Origin of the sequence: Taibaiella soli (genome assembly GCF_003236175.1) — a bacterium.
Taxonomy (GTDB): domain Bacteria; phylum Bacteroidota; class Bacteroidia; order Chitinophagales; family Chitinophagaceae; genus QKTW01.
The window spans coordinates 213259-232931 of sequence record NZ_QKTW01000002.1 but is presented as its reverse complement, the minus strand read 5'-3'; the positions used below and the strand labels follow the sequence as shown (position 1 = coordinate 232931).

At 44.4% G+C, this 19673-nt stretch carries 11 protein-coding genes; 8 read left to right on the top strand and 3 right to left on the bottom strand.

The features are described 5' to 3' along the window. Positions 1-153: 153 nt before the first annotated feature. The 4 genes from DN068_RS01195 to DN068_RS01180 all read left to right on the top strand — a co-directional run bounded on the left by DN068_RS01195 (position 154) and on the right by DN068_RS01180 (position 8546). Positions 154-1158 carry a phytanoyl-CoA dioxygenase family protein gene (locus DN068_RS01195; RefSeq protein ID WP_110997048.1) on the top strand — a complete coding sequence of 335 codons (1005 nt, stop codon included), beginning with the start codon at positions 154-156 and terminating at the stop codon, positions 1156-1158. Positions 1159-1290: 132 nt separating this feature from the next. Next, on the top strand, positions 1291-1524 hold the full coding sequence (locus tag DN068_RS01190; protein ID WP_110997047.1) for a VF530 family protein: 234 nt from the start codon (positions 1291-1293) through the stop codon (positions 1522-1524). 297 nt (positions 1525-1821) lie between these two features. Beyond that, on the top strand, positions 1822-4050 hold the full coding sequence (gene katG / locus DN068_RS01185) for a catalase/peroxidase HPI (RefSeq protein ID WP_110997046.1): 2229 nt from the start codon (positions 1822-1824) through the stop codon (positions 4048-4050). 569 nt (positions 4051-4619) lie between these two features. Then, positions 4620-8546 carry a Dyp-type peroxidase gene (locus DN068_RS01180; RefSeq protein WP_110997045.1) on the top strand — a complete coding sequence of 1309 codons (3927 nt, stop codon included), beginning with the start codon at positions 4620-4622 and terminating at the stop codon, positions 8544-8546. 383 nt (positions 8547-8929) lie between these two features. Here the strand turns inward: DN068_RS01180 and DN068_RS01175 are convergent, their stop codons facing one another. Next, positions 8930-9334, bottom strand: a complete 405-nt coding sequence (locus DN068_RS01175) for a toxin-antitoxin system YwqK family antitoxin (RefSeq protein WP_110997044.1) — start codon at positions 9332-9334, stop codon at positions 8930-8932. A 237-nt stretch (positions 9335-9571) separates the two neighbouring features. On the opposite strand from DN068_RS01175, the gene DN068_RS01170 reads away from it, so the two are divergent. Next, a complete protein-coding gene (locus DN068_RS01170; protein WP_110997043.1) occupies positions 9572-11410 on the top strand; it encodes a GEVED domain-containing protein in 1839 nt (612 codons plus the stop codon). Positions 11411-11648: 238 nt separating this feature from the next. On the opposite strand, the gene DN068_RS01165 is transcribed toward DN068_RS01170, so the two are convergent. Further along, complete coding sequence (locus tag DN068_RS01165; protein WP_110997042.1) at positions 11649-13886, bottom strand: hypothetical protein; 2238 nt, start codon at positions 13884-13886, stop codon at positions 11649-11651. Between the two features lie 293 nt (positions 13887-14179). Continuing rightward, positions 14180-15760, bottom strand: coding sequence for a Na+/H+ antiporter (locus tag DN068_RS01160; RefSeq protein ID WP_110997041.1), 1581 nt, complete (start codon positions 15758-15760; stop codon positions 14180-14182). 1035 nt (positions 15761-16795) lie between these two features. On the opposite strand from DN068_RS01160, the gene DN068_RS01155 reads away from it, so the two are divergent. The 3 genes from DN068_RS01155 to DN068_RS01145 all read left to right on the top strand — a co-directional run bounded on the left by DN068_RS01155 (position 16796) and on the right by DN068_RS01145 (position 19586). Continuing rightward, positions 16796-17803, top strand: coding sequence for a helix-turn-helix domain-containing protein (locus DN068_RS01155; protein WP_110997040.1), 1008 nt, complete (start codon positions 16796-16798; stop codon positions 17801-17803). A 190-nt stretch (positions 17804-17993) separates the two neighbouring features. Next, complete coding sequence (locus DN068_RS01150) at positions 17994-18986, top strand: helix-turn-helix domain-containing protein (RefSeq protein ID WP_165836244.1); 993 nt, start codon at positions 17994-17996, stop codon at positions 18984-18986. A gap of 234 nt (positions 18987-19220) precedes the next feature. After that, positions 19221-19586 (top strand): hypothetical protein, encoded by a 366-nt coding sequence (locus DN068_RS01145; RefSeq protein WP_110997038.1) that lies wholly within the window; start codon positions 19221-19223, stop codon positions 19584-19586. Positions 19587-19673: the final 87 nt, after the last annotated feature.

Below are 19673 nucleotides of genomic sequence, written 5' to 3'. Positions count from 1 at the left end.
TGTACGCCGTGAGAAAAAACTTTGCGCCCTTTGCCTCTTTCCCATTTTGCGGGAAAACTCTTTGCTCGAAATCAGCCGCTGCACAAAAGCTTTATGCTTTCAGCCTTGAGCTTTCAGCGCCATTTTCTATCTTAGTTTCCAAATCACCACACCATGGAATTTCCTGCTATTACAGAAGAAAGCAGACTGGGCATCCTGCATCTTAACCGGTTTTATGCCAAGTCAATAGCCAAACGCAACGGTACACTCGGCTCCTCAGATCTGTCGGAAGAATGGGAACTGGATCTCACACTGCTCACCGCTTTAAATCTTGGTCTCGAGCAAACATTAAGATACCTCTACAACGAAGCGCCTACTCTTTCCCGATTCGAAGACTGGATTTTGGAGGTCAACAATCAGGAGATAGAAATAAGCCGTATTAAGCGATTCAATGATTCTGTGACAGGTATGTCATCAACTGCAACACTTGCAACAGCTGTGCTTAGCGACGAAGATCTTCGTCATTGGGACGAACATGGTTATGTAATCATCCGCAATGCTGTTTCACCAGAAGATTGTGCGACCACTATAAAAGTCATCACCGATTTCCTGAACATCGATCTAGATAATTCCGAAAGCTGGTACGAACCGCATCCCGCCAGGCAGGGCATTATGGTACAATTATTTCAGGATGCCATTCTTGAAAAAAACCGACGGTCACCGAAAATCAGAGCTGCATTTGAACAACTCTGGGGCCGCAGCGATCTTTGGGAAACCACAGACCGTGTCGGCTTTAATCCGCCTGAAACGGCGAACTGGCAATTCCCCGGTCCGGATTTGCATTGGGATGTGAGCCTTGATTTACCAATTCCTTTTGGCACACAAGGTATCCTTTATCTGTCCGATACCCTGCCCAATCAAGGCGCATTTACACTGGTACCAGGCTTTCAGCACAAAATTGCAGACTGGCTGCATTCATTACCGGCAGGCGTGAATCCCCGCCAGGAAAACCTGCATGCATTAGGCGCCATACCAATCGAGGCCAACGCTGGTGATTTTATTCTCTGGAGTCAGACACTGCCACACGGGAGTAGTCGTAATACGGCCATGCAACCGCGTATTGTGCAGTACATTAATTACAAACCAATTGACGCACACGACCGGAAAGTGTGGAAATAGGCTTTAAGCCTAAAGCTTAAGGCTCAAAGTGTCCATTTTATTACTTTGTTTTTTAAACCCAAGTATAGAGCAGAGACATAACACAGGAGCGTTAGGCTTTAGGCTTTCAGCTTTAAACATTAATTTTGCAGCATGGAATTCGCTCAGCCCAACAATCCGCTGCATGGCCTTACGCTTGAAATGATATTGAACCGACTGGTTGACTACTATGGCTGGGAACGTCTGGGTGAATACATCGAAATCAATTGTTTTAATACCGATCCAAGCATTAAATCAAGTCTCAAGTTCCTGCGTAAAATGCCCTGGGCGCGCAAACAAGTGGAAGACCTTTATGTGAAAACCGCCAGCCGCGGCGTCTTTCAATAGCAAAACCGGAGCAACAAAATCTGTTTCATAGCAGCACTAAAGATGAACGGACTGCGACGCAACTCAGGCAGAACCGGAGCGATAAAGTTGGCGACATAAGAAATTTAATGCGAAAAATACCGCTTCCCATTGTCGTCAAATTGACGGATTAAAGAATCGTCAAAATTTAATCCAGCCGAAACCGCCCTGTGTGGCCCTGCATCGAATTACTCTATTCTAGACTAAAAACAGTTTATCTGTCGTGCAGCATTTTGATGGCCAAACTTCGATAAATTTGATATAATCAAAAGTTTAGCTATGAAAGATAATAACACGCTCCACTACGCATCAGAACACCATCCGGAAGCTGGCAGCAAATGTCCATTTCTGGGCGGACAACTGAAACAAAGTGCTGGCAGCGGCACCGACAATCGCGACTGGTGGCCTGACCAGCTAAATTTGACTATCCTGCGGCAAAACGCTGCGCATTCCAACCCGATGGACAAAGGGTTTAACTATGCCGACGAATTCAGCAAACTCGACCTGAAAGCTGTAAAAAAAGACATTGAAAATATACTGACAACCTCACAGGAATGGTGGCCTGCCGACTATGGTCATTATGGTCCGCTGATGATCCGTATGGCCTGGCACAGCGCTGGTACCTACCGCATCTCCGATGGCCGTGGTGGCGGTGGCAGGGGCATGCAGCGCTATGCACCGCTGAGCAGCTGGCCCGATAATGTAAATCTTGATAAAGCACGCCGTCTGCTCTGGCCGGTAAAACAGAAATACGGTAAAAAACTTTCCTGGGCCGACCTCATGATATTGACGGGCAATGTGGCCCTTGAGTCAATGGGCTTTAAAACTTTTGGCTTTGGTGGTGGTCGTGAAGACATGTGGGAAGCAACCGAAGAAACTTATTGGGGTAACGAAAAAGAGTGGCTGGGCAGCAAACGCTATGAAGGCAAACGAGAGCTGGAAAATCCACTGGCTGCGGTGCAGATGGGTTTGATCTATGTAAATCCCGAGGGTCCGGATGGTAATCCAGATCCACTCGCAGCTGCACATGATATACGTGAAACATTTGGCCGCATGGCAATGGACGATTATGAAACAGTGGCACTCATTGCAGGTGGTCACAGTTTTGGTAAAACACACGGTGCAGCGGATGCTGGAAAATTTGTAGGCAAAGAGCCAGCAGCAGCCAACCTTGAAGAAATGGGCCTGGGCTGGAAAAATACTTATGGCGCCGGCAATGCAGGACACACGATTACCAGCGGTCTGGAAGGCGCATGGGTAACGACTCCTGCGAAATGGGGACACGATTTCTTCAAACATCTATTTGAATACGAATGGGAATTGACGAAAAGTCCGGCGGGTGCGTTTCAATGGAAACCGAAAGACGATGCGGGCGCTGGCAGTGTGCCTGATGCACACGAAGCCGGCAAGAGTCATGCACCAACAATGCTGACTACGGACTTGTCCTTGCGGTTTGACCCGATTTACGAACCGATCTCTCGTCATTTCTACGAAAATCCGGATGAATTTGCAGATGCGTTTGCACGCGCCTGGTTTAAACTCACACACCGCGATATGGGCCCGCGTTCCCGGTATCTCGGCGCAGAAGTGCCTGCGGAAGAACTGATCTGGCAGGATCCGGTGGCAAAACCGTCTTACAAAGCTATCAGCGACGCAGATATTGCAACATTAAAAAGTAAATTACTTAGCTCTGGATTAACCGTTTCTGAATTGGTTACTACTGCGTGGGCATCGGCATCTACTTATCGCGATTCCGATCGTCGTGGTGGTGCTAATGGCGCGCGTATCAGACTGGCACCACAAAATAACTGGCCTGTAAACGATCCGCCACAACTGAAAAAAGTTTTAGAAAAACTGGAGCTCATACAAAAGGAATTTAAAGGTGGCCAGGGTATCTCTTTAGCCGATTTGATTGTACTGGGTGGTTGCGTAGGTGTGGAACACGCTGCTAAGGGTGCAGGTCATAATATCAGCGTTCCATTTACTCCTGGCCGGGGTGATGCTTCGCAAGAACAAACGGATGTACAATCGTTTGATGCACTGGAACCGGTGGCAGATGGATTCCGTAATTACGCCGAAGCAAGGTATGCACGCAAAGCGGAGGCTTTTCTGGTTGACAAATCACAACTTCTAAATCTGTCTGTCCCGGAAATGACGGTACTGCTGGGCGGTATGCGTGTGCTGAATACGAACTTCGATCATTCACAACACGGCGTATTCACCCATCAACCGGAAACGCTGACTAATGATTTCTTTGTGAACCTGCTGGATGACCAAACCAAATGGAGTGCTACTTCTGAAGCCGCAGACCTGTTTGAGGGCCGCGACCGGGTCACTAATGCGTTGAAATGGACAGCAACGCGCGTTGATCTCATTTTTGGTTCTAATGCAGAATTACGTGCTGTCGCTGAGGTGTACGGCTGTAATGACGCAAAGGACAAATTTGTTGCCGACTTTGTTGCGGCATGGACCAAAGTAATGAACCTTGACCGTTTTGATTTAAAATAGGACATTAAATTGTAGCTAAGGAGGTGGGCTGAATAGCTCACCTTTTTTTGTTGATTGCTTTGCCTAAATAATCAAACTATTGTGAATCATCTAAAAGAAGTCCCGCGTAATGTAGGACTTGTGTTATCGTGGGATCCCTCGTTGCCCCGGATGACCAGTGATTATATACTCGCGCATGTCACTTCGACGAAGGAGAAGTCCCGCGGAATGTAGGACTTGCGTTCTCGTGGGATCCCTCGTTGCCCGGGATGACCAGTGATTATATACTCGCGCATGTCACTTCGACGAAGGAGAAGTCCCGCGGAATGTAGAACTTGCGTTCTCGTGGGATCCCTCCGTTGTCGGGATGACCGTGAAATATCCATTTAATAGCTTTGCAGCTGCGCTGCGCCTTCGTGTCCGCCACGAGAAAATTATTTTAGTCTTCCCTTCTTTGCACCTTCCCTACTTTGCGAGAAACTTGCTCGTTGCAAGAAACCTTTTGACTTTTGATTTTTTAATTTTTACTTTGGCTTCGCGCAACCGCGCAGGAGAGCAAACATTATTTCATAATCACCAAATTTATCGGCATGAAAACACTCAAGTTCGAAGAACGCTTCGAAGAGGTTTGGAAGCATTGTCAACGAGGATTAGTATATCCTTCTCCATTCGCAATCTTCGCCACATTCTGGACAAACAAACCAGTCGGCAAATCAGAGCTGGCACAACTCATGGCATCTGTCCGCCACAAGATCACTCAGACAGAAGAACTCGCCAACAGGAACACATCGGTTATTCTCGGGGTATCATTTAAAAACTGGGCAGACATCTGTACACAGGAAAAAATGTCGGTACCAAAAGGGATGAAACTAAACTTCCCGGCGCCAAATGATCCGTATACATCAGATGTTTTCGACGCATCGAAAGGTGTGTTTGACAACGCTCATGGCGATCTCTGGTTTCACATTAAAAGCGACGACGAAAACGCCTGTACCCTGGTACTGGAAATGGTTGTAGAAGCTCTGTGCGAAAATACTAAGAAGTATTATGCACAAGCCGCAGCTTCTAAATCCAGTGAAGAAAATGGCAACAACGGTAAAGTCCTTGGCTGTCGTTTTTCCGAAAACCTTAATAATCCGGCGGACCCGATCACAATTGCCAAACATACGCTGATTGGCGCGGAAGACATGGAACACTTCGGTGGCTCATTTGTATTGGCACAGCGTTTCCTGATTAACTGGAACCAGCTCAATATGATGACAGAAGATCAGATCGAAGATTTGATCGGACGTAAAACAAACGACACCATCATTCCCGACCGTGATTCGCGCAGCCATATTAAAACAGCGCGTATTCAGGATGAGAACGGCAACACCACGCCGGTACTGCGTTTGGGACTTCCATTCGGTAAGGCGAAACAAACAGGCAACGGTTTCCGTTCACCAAAATCAGTAACTGTTTCTGACGAAGAAGGAATTTATTTCGCAGGATTTTGTAAAGAAGCAGGCATCCTGGAAAATATCATGAGCAATCAGATCGGCCCGGATAAAGGCTTTATGAACGATCGCCTGTTCAATCACCTGAAGTCGGATCTCGGTGGCATGTTCTATATTCCAAGTGTAGAAGATCTGGAACTAAATGAATTAAAAGCGTATTCTAATAATTTCTCCTTCCTTGAAAATGGCGACTGGACACGTTTCCCAGGCGTTGACTGGACACGTCTCGATCGTCACTTCCGCAATGCTTCCGACAATGGTCTGATGTATTACAACCATCAGAACTTCTTGTTTACAATGGCAACCGGCATTAATCGCACGAATCATTATTTCGCACCGCCGTCCAATCGTATTCTGAGCCTGCTGGAAAACATCTTCTCCCTGTGGCAGGACAACTGGTACTTCAACCGCAAACAGGAAGAAATTAAAGGTGATATCCGCGATTATATCGCGAAGTATAACGGCGACGATAAACCTGCCGACATCATGAAAGAATCGATCATGGTGCGCAGCGGCTGGGCAATCCGTTTGAGCCTGCAATTGTTCAGTTCTGCCGATTATGGCTTTAGAGGCCGCAAAATCAGAATGGAAGATGGTACTCTGATTCCTTATTCTTCTTTCTATGAAGACCGGGGCGAAGTGGTTTACGGCTCTGATACATTCCGCATTGCACCAGAAGAAATTATCGTAGGTGCCATGCCAAATCTATCGCTTGGTGAGGGTCGTTATGTGATGAAATATTTATCAGAAGCAGAACGTCGCGATGCATTCTTAAACAATCTGAGTGAAGCTTCTGGTGTCGGTCACGTCATTCCGCATTTTGAAAAAGCAATGCAGAAAGGCCTGAAAGTGATGAAAGAAGAAGTGCTTGCTTACGAACAAAAAGCAGCTACACAAGAACAAAAAGATTTGTACCGTTCTGCGTATCTGGCGCTGGAAGGTATTTCAGAATACTGCCTGAACTACGCACAACTGGCTAGAACAATGGCAGCGAAAATGAGTCCGGGTCAGCTTTGGGAAAAACAAAATCTGGAATCGATTGCTTACCGGATGACGAAACTGGCTTCAGAAAAGCCTGATACCTTTGTGGAAGCTGTACAGTTTATTTTCACGCTGCACAATTGTCTCCATCTGAATGGCGAGCCTACGGCAATTGGCCGTATGGATCAGCTGCTGCAACCATTCTACGAAAAAGACGATATCACTGAAGCAGAAGCACAGGAAATCATCGACGCATTCTACATTAAGCTGGATGAGAAAGTGCAACAGAACCGTATCTTCATGGAAGATCACCAGCCATTTGGCAATCTGGCCATGGGCGGCAGTTCTGGCCCTTACCCTCAAGGCGCTTCTCTGGGTCAATGGATTCAGCAGATCACTGTTGGTGGTACTGTAGCAGATGGCACACTGGATTTTGAAGATTCTAAACCAGCATACAACGATCTCACCAAGATCTTCATCCGTGCTTCCGGCCGCTTACCATTAAATGCGCCATGTTTATCGCTCCGTGTACGTAAAGACATTCCAAAAGAAATATTAGAAGAGGCGGCACACGCATTGCTTTCCGGCGGTGCGCATCCGATTTTGCTGCACGATGAGAAAATCATCACGGGCCTGTATCACAGTGGTGACGGCATTGGTGGTGAACTGGGCAACGAAAACAAGAAATGGAATTCTGCGGTGAGCATGCAATCTGCACAAAACTATGCTTGTGATGGTTGTTATGAACCGCAATTCCCTGGTGAAAACTGGTTTTCGCTCGGCGGCTTCTCTACCCTGCAACCGCTGGAATGCGCGCTGAATCAGGGTCGTACTTATTCTTCTGCAGGACAGTCTTATTTGTTCGGACAAACCGTTTCGTTGAATACGAAACCTGCTGATCAGATTAAAAGTTTCGATGAACTGGTTACTATCTACTTCGAACATTTTGAACTGCTCAACAGAAAAGCATTTAACGGTCAGCTGATGGGATATGGCGCCAATACACGCTTCTGCCCTTCGCCGATTTTGAATGTATTGATGGATGACTGTCTGGCAAAAGGACTGGACTTCTATAGCGGTGGTACTAAATACAGCATTTACGGACCTTGTTATATCGCGCTGAGCTCTGCAATTAATTCGCTTTACGCCATTAAGACAATGGTATTCGATGAGAAAAATGCGGTGACTACTTTGTCTGAATTGCTGGAATGTCTGTGCTGCGACTGGGGTCATAAAATGACGGAACCGTTTATCAGCACGCTTGCCGGCGAATCACGTATTGCAGGTCGTTCAGATCGTTTTAAACGTCTGCGTGAAATTGCGTTGTCATTGCCGCGCTATGGTCGCGGTCATGAAGATATTGATGTATTTGGCAACACTATCGTAGAAGGAATTGCACGCATTGCGATGGAAACATTTACAAAGCCTTGGCCGCAGCTGATGGATACGCTGAAAAATATGGCGAACCGTTTTGGTACAGAAGAGTTTCCATTTGGTCTGCAGTTGCAACCGGGTGTAGGCACGTTTGAAAACCACGTAGAGATGGGTGCGTGGAATGGCGCGAGCGCAGATGGTCGTCGTCTCGGCACCACTGTAGCCTCCGATCTTAGTGCAGCTCCGAGTCCGGCGGATCTGCCGATTGATCATCAGTACGCGGGCTTTGAGGAATCACTGGCGGGCTTTGACGGTAAAGGCGCGGAAATGATGTCAGACGGAGCACCTACAGATTATAATATCGATGAAAATTTCCCTGCTGAAAAACTGGTGCATGTGATGCAACAATTTGCTCATGGAAAATCATCAAATATCCTCACAATCACCGTTGCTAATCCAAATACGTTCAGTCAGGCTGTGAGTTCACCAGAACAATTCAATTTACTGCGCGTACGTACGGGTGGTTGGAGTAATTTCTTCACTTCAGTGTTCCCTGTAATTCAGGACCAACACCGCAGAAGACCAGTATCAACGCCTGTAGCTGCGAAAAAAGAAGAAAAATCAGTGAAGGGTTGTCCGTTTCATCAGAAACTGGAAAACGCTTAAAAAATCAAAATTCAAAAGTAAAATTCAAAACGGCCTGTATGATGCAGGCCGTTTTTTTATTGATGATTTCTTTATTTGCGATTGGTGATTGACAATTATCGTCCACATTTTTATTTTGCGCGAAGAAATAATACCCATTAGCCTCGAAAACGGCATTAAAAATTTCCGCTCATTCAACTAAGGCATTTCACTTCTTAACGCCTCCGTTTCCTTAGGCCAGAGATGTTGCGTAATTCCATGTTTAAACAATCAAATGCCAAATAGATTGACTTCATTTAACAGTGACTTCTTTTGATGATTATTTGGTATAAAACGCAATAAGGAATTACATCCGCTTCAATAAAGGAATGAAGCATATTGCATGAAACAAATTGTGTGTTGTGCTAGTATTGCTCATTTTTCCGCCTGTTTCCAAGACTATCATAATAAATTCTCGCTCCAACTTCCCGACCATCAGCATACCAATACAACACTTGTTTTGCGCCATTCTCAAAATACGCTATACAGATACTATCCTGAATACCCTTTTTAAAAAAGCTGAGTTTTTTAACGTTGCCATTTTTAAAAAATTCCTTCATGTACCCATTCACAATCATCTTACCATTCTCAAGCGCAACCATTTGGGTTTCCCATTTCAGTTTGCCATCCGGGCCTGCCGATTGTTTTAAATAGTGATCTCCCTGTTTTGAAACAACGGTTAAAACGGCCTCATCGGATGGTTGCGGCTCCGCATTATGGCAAGCACATAAAAACGACAAAAGAATAAAAATGCAAAGTCTGAATTTCATACTGAGTTTACTGATTATTTCGGCCCGAAAAGATAACACCTTTATGATATCGTCCCGTGGTTTCTCCTCAATTCTGAACAATCAGGCTTCACGTCAACAGACTTAATGCCAGAATTCTATGACGCAAAACCGGCGAACTCCATCATCGCGCGCGACCTATAAGATATATTTATATTTATTATATTATATTTACATGCTCCCATCACGTTAGTATTTGTTCACCATAAATAAACGACTATGAAAAAAACCATTCTCCTCTTCACTCTTTTATGGACCTTCAATGTACAAGCGCAGACCAATTACAGTTTTCCGATTTACAGCATTATCAACTCAATGCCAAACGGTATGCGGCTTCCTAACGGTACTATCGTACGAGCGGCAACCATAGCAACGGGTACAGGTGCGCACGATGCGGTAAGCGGCACTGCGGGCTCTACCACCAATATGGGCGGCACGTTCAGCGGAACAACAATGACGGGGTATGTGGGTAACACTACTCCAACCACTTTTACGGTTATTGAAACAGCCAACACAAATACCATTGCGGGCGGCACAGGCAACAACTGCGCTAATAGTATTGGTTTCAGAGTTTATTTTGACCGGCCAACGCTCGATATTAGTTTTCTGGCTTTAGACTGTGACGGGTTTAATACGAACCCGGGTAATGCAGAATGGGTTTCGTCCATGGCTTTCAACGCTGACGCTTTTGTTCCTTATACGCAGACAACTTCAGCAGGCACGCTACTGGTAACGCAAAGCATTACTACAAATAACACCTGGCGTACACTAGCAACGAATACTATTTCTGCAACAGCTGCTACGAATATTCCAACAACGCTTTCTATTCAACGTGCAACTGGTGGCGGTGCCAATCCAAATGATATCGTAAACCAGGTACTCTTTAATCCAACGGATCCAAACGCTCCGGTGACAAACTTTTTCGGCCTTTGGGGATTATGGCAGACACCTGCCGGAATCAATAATCAGACCTCTGGCTTTAGCCCGATTGTGGTAACTGTAAGTCCTGATTTTGGCGATGATCCCGACAGCTACAAAACGCTGTTAGCTTCTGGCGGTCCGTCTCACGATGTGGTAGGAACGTTGGCACTCGGTATTCTTAATAGTCCAAAAGCTGATGGCCAACCTAGTGCACTTGCTAATCTCGATCCTGATGATGATGGTCTTTCTACGGTACCACTTGTGGTAAATACCAACCTGTTGACGCAAACAATTTCAAACTATACGCTGACGACAAGCTTCACCAACAACACCGGTTTAGCTGCCAACTATGTAGCCTGGATCGACTGGAATAATAACGGAACATTTGAAGCTTCTGAAGCGCAAACTGCTACCAGTCCTGCGGCTACCACTACCGGCACAGTAACGTTTACCTGGGCAAATGCTACGCTTTCCGGTGCAAGCGGTGTGGGTAATACCTATGCAAGAATTAGAGTGACTACGGAAGCGATTACCACATCAGATGTTGGCGGTGCATTTAAAGATGGCGAAGTGGAAGATTATGCGTTACCTTTTGTAGTACCGCTGCCACTGGAATTAATTAACTTCAGAGGCAACCTTCAAAACGGCCGTGCACAACTGGCCTGGGAAACAGCGAACGAAAAGAATACGGACCACTTTGACGTAGAATACAGTAACAACGGACATGATTTTGAAAAAATCAGCGAAGTAAAAGCGATGGGCAATGGCGGTCACAATTATCAATATGTAGATGAACGCATGACCCGCAACCGGAATTATTACCGTCTAAAAATGGTCGATGCCGATGGCACTGGTACGTACAGCAAAATTGTCAGCATCATTGCAACGGAAGGAAAAACGTTTACCATTTCGGCTTCACCAAATCCAGTGGATAACGTGATGAATCTCGCTATCCGTTCAGATGATGGATTGTATTTGCAGGTATACAACACGCTAGGTCGCGAAGTGTACAGCGAAGTACTAACCAGTCCTGAAAATGCCCATCTGGATTGTTCAAGACTAACTCCGGGCAACTATTATTTAAAAGCAACGAATAGTTTTGGCGAATCAAAAACGATCACATTCATCAAAAAATAAGGTTCGCATATTTTGATTTGTTCAGATAAAACATCTGATGTCTTATCTAAACAAAAAATGAAAATCCCGGGTATCAAACAACCGGGATTTTTGCTTTATTCTTTACATTGATGCGAGGAACGATACCTGTTACGCGGGACGCTTTGTTCCTCAGCGCGACTAACGCGAGTAAATTGACGTTTCTCAAGATGGCAAACAAAAGTAACTGCCAACTGTTCACTGTCAACTGTCCTTTGATCTACCTTCTTCTAAATCCGCCACCGCCCATTCTGCCACCACCCATACCTCCTCTATTAAAACCACCGCTCTGACGGAATTGCTGAAAGCGCTGATTCTGCATCTGTCCACGCTCACGGTTCTGCGCTGCATTTTCCAGATTCTGATGCTGTGTGCCACCTTGTCCTCCCACTTGAGATTGCCAACCGTTTTTAGTGTATTGACTCCATTCGCCATTAGAATTCTTCCGGTAAACATTTCCGTCATGCCCGGCATACGTACCATTGGTCCCTTTACTGATCGTGCCATTCGCCCCTGTATGAACCACACCATGTTGCCCGGTGTTTGTTCGGTAGCCCGCAGTTGTTCCATTTGCATTGGTTACATGTCCTGTCTGTATCGCATTTCCGTTTCTGGTTGCCACTGAAGTACCCCACTGTCCATACGGATTGTGCCCTTGTGCAGTAGCCATATTTCCGCCAGTCCACGGATTGTAAGCATGCGCTGCTGTACGTCCGCCATAAGGTGTCTGCACACTCGCTGCGCGTCCGTAGCGGCCTGTTGCAGGATTATACCATGCAGATGTACCTGCTGCACCGTAAGGTCCGTAAACCCGCTGCCCGCCGGCAAAGCCACCCGTCCAGGGATTATAAGTAAACCCGGCGCCATAAGTACAAGGCCATGGGCGATAAATCGGGTACATCATTCCCGGCGGATAAAAAATATACGGCGGATAAAACCAGCCGGTGCCGTAAGCAATACAAGCGCCGACACCAACGCCAATAATAAATGCGCCGAAGTAACCAGCCGCAGCACTGCTTTCCACGTAAGTTTCGTCTACATTGGTTTGTGTTACATAGGTTACATTATAAACCGGTGAGCTCGGTGGAATCTTGTAAATCTCTGCAGGTATCATATCGCAGGTAGTCCACGGACCGCTTGGAGACGAGGATACAAACCACACTGCCTGATAACAAACATAGTATTGGTTACCATCCTTTATGACTTTATCCTGCGTATTAGTCGCATAATCCAGACTGGTGCCGTCTATCTTTTTAAACTGCGGAGTGCCGTCATAAGTTACTTTTACGCCAGCCGCGGCTTCCTTTTTATTAATTCTTTCTGTTGTTGGAATTTGCGCCAGCATTACCGCATCAGAGGCTTCAATTGTTCCCGGAACGGATGCCAGCACATGTGACTTAGTCGAATTTTCGGGTATCTTCGAAAAATCAGCGGGTAATTTATCGCCTGCATAAACCCAGCCGCCATTTAAATCCTTAGACGAAAACCAGCGACCGGAAAGCAATACATAATATTCTTTATTAGCATCGTCGAGAAATACATCATTATCGGTATTGGTAATGTACAGAAGCTGGGTACCTTTTATTTTGGAATACACAGGTGCACCTTTCAATAAAATCAGCTCGGCAGGCACTGCGCTAAAAAACACCTTGGGCGCGGTTCCTGAAGTAGCTGGCGGCGGCACCATCTTCTTAACCTCATCAAAATTTTCACCAGAAGGCAGTTTCGACATATCCTTCGGGAGCTGCTTTGTTGCTGTCCATGGGCCTTTTAAGTCACCAGCATTCATCCAGGTTTTATCCGTCAATAAAAAATACTGGTGCTTGGATTTTTCGTAGAAAACATCCCAGTTGGCATTCACTACAAATGAAAGATCTGTCTTTGAAACGGGCGCCAACACTGCAGAGTCACCGGGAATGATTACCAGAATAGCCGGTGCATTATTATAAAATATGGCAGGCGGGTCATTCTTCACGGCCACTTTAGGAGCCGGAGCACTACTTTTGTCCAGATCAGCCATGATCAGATCTATCGAAATCGGATCGGCAGTTTTGGGAAGCATGCTAGTGGTAAGTGTTTCCATTTTCGCAGCTTCGCTTGCATCTAACGTTGGGAAACGCACACTTGGATATTTGATCACATCAAGATAAGCCAGCCGTTTTTCTTTATCTACACTTGTTGTTGCGTCAAAAGACAGTACACCATGAGTTTCCTTTCCTCCTTTTGGCGTCAATGCAAAAGCTGCAGCACCATCCAGCTGTTTATAATTTTCCCATTTTTCTACCTGCGGCTGATACAATATTAAAGTAGCGCCATTGCTGGTAAATTGCCGCGGCCAGCCTGCATCCTGATCGGCTTGTGCATTTGCAGGTGTTTTGAGGCTTAACCCCGATATAAAGCAGATGAAAAACAATAAACGGATGACAAAGGATCGGCTGTAGTTAAAATGAGTTTTCATATGGACACGTATAAGTAAATTTAAATTACGTATTTCTTTTCAATGAACAGTGGGCAGTTGCCAATTGACAGTGGTTCTCATTTTGCATCGCCGCGGGTAAAAGCTTTAGCGCCTTTGTCCCTTATGCGTCTTTGCGGGAGACATTTGCGTCGCCGTGGGCAGAACCGTTAACGTCTTGCGGGATCTTTATAAACAAAAAATCCCGGTTGCTTTCGCGCAACCGGGATTATATTTTTCTTTTTAACGATCGGCTGGAATTAGCCTCCGGCGACGACGATTAATCTTTGAACCAACTATAGCAAACGCAACTTCTCTTCCTCAATATCGATTTCGTATAAATACTTTCGAATAATATCTTCATCAAAATGGGCATCCTTGTGATTTTTATCGAGCAACCATTGCCGTTGTCTGTTCAGGATTTCAAGGTAAATTGTTTTAGTTGCTTCAGGCATTGCGGGATCGACGCCATCACTACTTTTCACGGTCCATTTGTCAGCCATCTGTTGCAAAAACAAATGCTTGTCTAACACACCCGCATAGTTTGTATTCAGATGTTCCAAAGATTGTTTGGCTAATTCTTTCCGGAGAAAATTTTCTGCTTCTTCTTCCGGCGGGAAATCATCGTATGTTGGCAGGTTCACTTTACGAATCAACCATGGCAAAGTCAATCCCTGCAATAATAGTGTAACAAGTATAACCACAAAGGTGATAAACAAAACAAGATTGCGATGTGGAAAGGCAACACCCTTGCTTATCTCAAGTGGTATAGATAACGCTGCTGCCAGCGATACTACCCCACGCATGCCCGTCCAGCCAATGATAAATGGTGCTTTATAACCTGGGTGTCTGGCATCTGCTACCGCAATAAAATTTCGGGCAATCAATGTGGTAATCACAGCACCATAACCTGATAAAATCCTTACAACGATCAGCACAACTGTAATCAAAAGACCATAACCTACTGCGCCCGAAAAACTAATCCCTTCTTGTCTGAGGCCCTCCATAATCTCAGGCAAGTCAAGCCCAATCATCAAAAACACAATGCCATTAAGCACAAAAACCAGACTGCCCCAAACGTTGACGCCACGCAACCTGGACGCGCTGCGCAAAAAATGATGTCGTCGATTAGAAAGTAAAAGTCCGCCGCTTACTACTGCAAGTACACCCGACCCATGAATTTCTTCTGCACCTATGTACATAAAATAAGGTGTAACAATTGTAAGAATGATATCCATATTGGCATCGGTAGGCAAATATTTGTGTATTTCCATAAACACCAGACCAATTAGCAAACCCGCGCCCACACCGCCGATCAGCATCCAGCCAAAATTCAGTGCCGCATGATACCAGATAAACTGCCCCGTGGCGATAGCAATCAATGCAAAGCGAAAAATGATCAGAGACGATGCGTCATTCAACAAACTTTCTCCTTCCAGGATGGATGAAACACGTTTAGGCACATTTACAAATCTGAGAATAGCACTCGCACTCACCGCATCGGGCGGCGATACAATGCCTCCAAGCAAAAAACCCAATGCAAGCGTAAAGCCCGGGATAAAAGCATTAGCCACAAAAGCCACAGACATAGCTGTGAGAAAAACGACCACAAATGCAAAACTGCTAATGATACGGCGCCAACGCCAGAGCTCTTTCCAGGATATTGCCCACGCTGCATCATAAAGAAGAGGCGGTAAGAAAATGACAAAGACCAATTCAGGATCAATATGCAACTCTGGGATACCAGGGATAAAACTAATCGCCAGACCAGCCACCACTAACAGCACAGGATAAGCCACTCTAATTTTATTAGCTACCATAATCAGCAATACTATTGCAAGGACCAGTGCCAGGTAAAAAGGAAAATGATCAACCATGATGGTGTTTGTTTGGAGTCTATATAAAAATAGCAATTGAAACGCATACATCCTTTTCCACCTATCATCTCTCAAAATAACTCTGGAGAGGCCTGATGGCAGGCTTACGCACAGGTCTTGACACCCTGCAGGTTACACCAATCATATAAAATCAAAAAGCCAGCCTTTTTAAGACTGGCTATAAAAGTGGCCCCGAGGGGCAGAACCACAGTGTGCAAACCTCATAACTTTTGAACAGTTCAAAAATGAGGCATTAACTTCAACATCTCCGACTTAAAAAGATATTTCTATTCATCCAAAATGGCATCTATCATTCTCTAAGCAAAATAAGAAAGCCAGTCTGGAAAGACCGGCTTTAACCTTTGAAACAATTGAATACATAAAAACAACGATAGGTAATAAAAAACACAAAAACGAAAGCATATCGATTAATAACAAAACGAAATTAAGACCGTCCCCTTCCGCCGACGGGGCAAAAAAGGTTTTTCATTTCATCTAAAAAGACATTAACAAGTAGAAAACAGATTATCCAACCACCAATATGACAAATACAAAAAAATGAAAATTCATTCCATAAAATTTGAGTGGGCCAACGAACACCTAAGCGTATTTAAAAGAAAAGACCATTTACGTGAATAACAACAACAGCCATACCCCAAGCATTTAAAAGAAAATATTCAAAACAGAGAAAGTATATTTCGTCTATTTCTGATTTAAAAAAGGCATGAAAAAAGAGAGAATAAAACAGTACTACATGTTAGTCATTTCTGCTTACAAAATGACATGCTACCAATGGAGGCCTTAACGCGAATAACCAGCCATTAACCCCTCATTTTTTAGGCTCAATTTGCTTTTTTAAAACTTTTTTTCAACTTTTTTTCAAAGTTTACTATTTCATCAAGTCTAGCCATATTAGCCAGATATAAAAAAAATATAGCTGACCGGGCACACCATCATATTATGTTTTATAAAAATGCATTATACAGGCCATATGACTGATTATACTACATTTGAGCATTCCAACAAGCGAAAACGATGCTCGAAACGAAATTAAACTGGGACTTATCCGGGGATTGGAAGAGAGGTTGGTGTAATGCTCCCGAGATAAAGCAATTTGGACTAAAACCGACCGTTGGCTCATTACTGCATTTGCCTTCGGCACTCGGCACCGGAACTATAGAACATGTGGAATTACAGAGGAGCAGACTAGCCGTTGTTCTCTACGATTGTAAATTAAATTTCGATGGTGTTCTCAACTGGACGACAGACAAACGGATTTACTGCATTTACTTTGACTTTAGCAAAGGGGTTGCTTTTGCACATTTCGGAGCCCCCTCGCAAAATAAGGAACGATACTTCACCAGCTATGACTGCCTTCCTCCTCCGGATATTCCCATTGCAGGTTATCAATTTCAGACGGAAGCCGGTGTTCGCGTGAATGCAATCAATGTACTGATTGAAGAAAAATTTTTCGAAGAGATGGCTCAGCAATGGACGAGTAGCGCACGGGAACTGTTTATACGCGGTAACTTCTGGGGATACACAGCAATCGACAAACGAATGTTTCGCATCTTTCAGGAAACAAAAGATGCTCCTCCTAAAAAAGATCTCGGAACATCAGATGTTTTCTTTCTAAAAGCAAACACTTACCGGCTGCTCTACTTTTTTCTTAGTAATCTGCTACAAGAGCGATGTCCGAAAGTAACGGAAACAGAAGAACGACTCATGAAGCTGGACAAAAAGATACGGGGGGAAAGGCTCGATGACCTACCCTCTATAGACAATGCAGCGAAGGAAGTGGCGGTATGTCCCAGCAAGTTTAAGGAACTTTTTAAAAAAATATTCTGCAAGCCCTATTACCAATATTACAAGGAAATCAGGTTAAATAAAGCTACAGAAATGCTACAAGATCACCGATACAACATTAAGGAGGTTGCAATAGCACTGGGCTACCAAACGACAAACGCATTTTCTAAAGCGTTCCATTCAAAGAATGGGGTTTCACCACAGCAATTCAGACAAAAGCACCAGCTGTCTGCTTAATTTTTTCTACCCAAAGTCTTCACCAATATTCTTTACCAATTTTATTTGCTGACTCATTCCGCTAAAAATGAGTTATAAATCGCGCGTCACCACACCACGATGCTATATTTCCTATTGTAATTCTTTCGGCTTTTCAAGCGGAACCCTATTCTTATTTATTCATTTTATTACGATCACAACACAAACAATAATGTTCGAAACAAAGCTTAAATGGGATTTATCGGGACAATGGCTGCGAAACTGGTGCAATGCCCCCGAGATGCGACAATTTGGTATGACATGCGACAATGGGTCTTTATTGAAATTTTCACCGCAATTTGGTTCTGGAGTTATTGATCATACCGTACTGCAAAAAGACGCGCTGTCGGTGATGCTGATCGATTGCACGTTAAAATCAGATATTAAACTTAACATAGCCAGCCACAGCCAACTTTACGGATTCTATTTTGATTTTAGCGAAGGGCCGGCCATCGCATGTCTGGCTCCTTTCTTCAAAAGCAGAGACCATCATTACGTCAGTTACGGATGCTTATCTCCACAACGCGGTTCCTTGCTGCAAATAGCGAAACGCATACACATTCAGGGTATAAACATCCTCATACAAAAAGATTTTTTTCAAGAAACTATTCGTAATTGTGACAAGCTCAAAATGCTCGCTACCGACAAGTTTGAAGGTTATACTACTATTAATAAAAAAATGTTCCGAATTTTTAAAGAGGCAACGGATTATAACAGAGGAATAGAATTGAACTCGTTTGACAATGTTTTTTTGAAGGCTAACATCTATCAATTACTTCATTTATTTCTCAGTCACATAATTTGCGAACGCCAATTAAACGATCCACAAATTACAGATCCCGAAAAGAAGATTGTGATACTAGATAGAATTATTCAGGAAGAGCGCCTCGATGATCTGCCATCAATAGACGACGCAGCGAAAGAAGTCGCTTTATGCCCAAGCAGGTTTAAAGAGCTGTTCAAGAAAATATTTGACAAGTCCTACTACAGATATTATAAAGAGCTTAGATTAAACAGAGCGAAAAAAATGCTGCAACATCCTCAGATTGAAATCGAAGACATTGCCGCAACATTCGGCTACCACACGACAGCAAGCTTTGTAAAGGCTTTCAGTTTAGAATACGGCCTCACACCACAACAGTTTAGAGAAAAGCAACTCTTATAGCACGGCTCACCTTTACCTCTTTTTGAACGAATAAAACGAATGGCATAACTGCCCGTAACAAGCAACGCGGATAGTCTATATCACCCAAAAGCAATGCCTGCAAACCAGTGTTTTGCATACTTCCCGAAATCAGATCATCGCATCGCAAGCTTTTATGTCTTCTGCTTTTTATAAAAAAATTTGTAACCTTTCTTGCCTGTCTTCGCTCTAACTGGTATATCAAAATGACGACTCATGGCAACTATTAAACAGCTCCAATCTACGTTGAAGCTGACATTCGGACTAGTCCCCATCATCGCGGGACTAGATAAATACACCAATCTGCTGACGAACTGGGCGGACTATCTCAACAAAAGCCTGATTCCTATTGATGCTATGCTATTTATGAAAATTGTGGGCGTTGTTGAAATTATTGCAGGACTGCTGGTATTGATCAGACCATTGATCGGTGCTTATATCGTAATGATCTGGTTGATATGCATTGCGCTGCAACTGATCCTTATGGGGCATTACCTCGATGTAGCCGTCCGTGATCTGGTAATGGCTATCGGAGCGTATACATTGGCACAGCTCACAAAAATGGCACCTGCGAAAGGATAACTGGTTGATAGGTCAATAGGTTGACACGTCAACAACCTAAAACATCTGATGTTTAAAACATCCGATGTTTACAAACATAACTTTCAA

Excerpts from the sequence above, each read along its gene's own strand:
- DN068_RS01170 (WP_110997043.1), top strand. The coding sequence starts at position 9,572 with ATGAAAAAAACCATTCTCCTCTTCACTCTTTTATGGACCTTCAATGTA.
- DN068_RS01145 (WP_110997038.1), top strand. The coding sequence starts at position 19,221 with ATGGCAACTATTAAACAGCTCCAATCTACGTTGAAGCTGACATTCGGA.
- DN068_RS01155 (WP_110997040.1), top strand. The coding sequence starts at position 16,796 with ATGCTCGAAACGAAATTAAACTGGGACTTATCCGGGGATTGGAAGAGA.
- DN068_RS01180 (WP_110997045.1), top strand. The coding sequence starts at position 4,620 with ATGAAAACACTCAAGTTCGAAGAACGCTTCGAAGAGGTTTGGAAGCAT.
- DN068_RS01175 (WP_110997044.1), bottom strand. The coding sequence starts at position 9,334 with ATGAAATTCAGACTTTGCATTTTTATTCTTTTGTCGTTTTTATGTGCT.
- DN068_RS01150 (WP_165836244.1), top strand. The coding sequence starts at position 17,994 with ATGTTCGAAACAAAGCTTAAATGGGATTTATCGGGACAATGGCTGCGA.
- DN068_RS01190 (WP_110997047.1), top strand. The coding sequence starts at position 1,291 with ATGGAATTCGCTCAGCCCAACAATCCGCTGCATGGCCTTACGCTTGAA.
- DN068_RS01160 (WP_110997041.1), bottom strand. The coding sequence starts at position 15,760 with ATGGTTGATCATTTTCCTTTTTACCTGGCACTGGTCCTTGCAATAGTA.
- katG (WP_110997046.1), top strand. The coding sequence starts at position 1,822 with ATGAAAGATAATAACACGCTCCACTACGCATCAGAACACCATCCGGAA.
- DN068_RS01165 (WP_110997042.1), bottom strand. The coding sequence starts at position 13,886 with ATGAAAACTCATTTTAACTACAGCCGATCCTTTGTCATCCGTTTATTG.
- DN068_RS01195 (WP_110997048.1), top strand. The coding sequence starts at position 154 with ATGGAATTTCCTGCTATTACAGAAGAAAGCAGACTGGGCATCCTGCAT.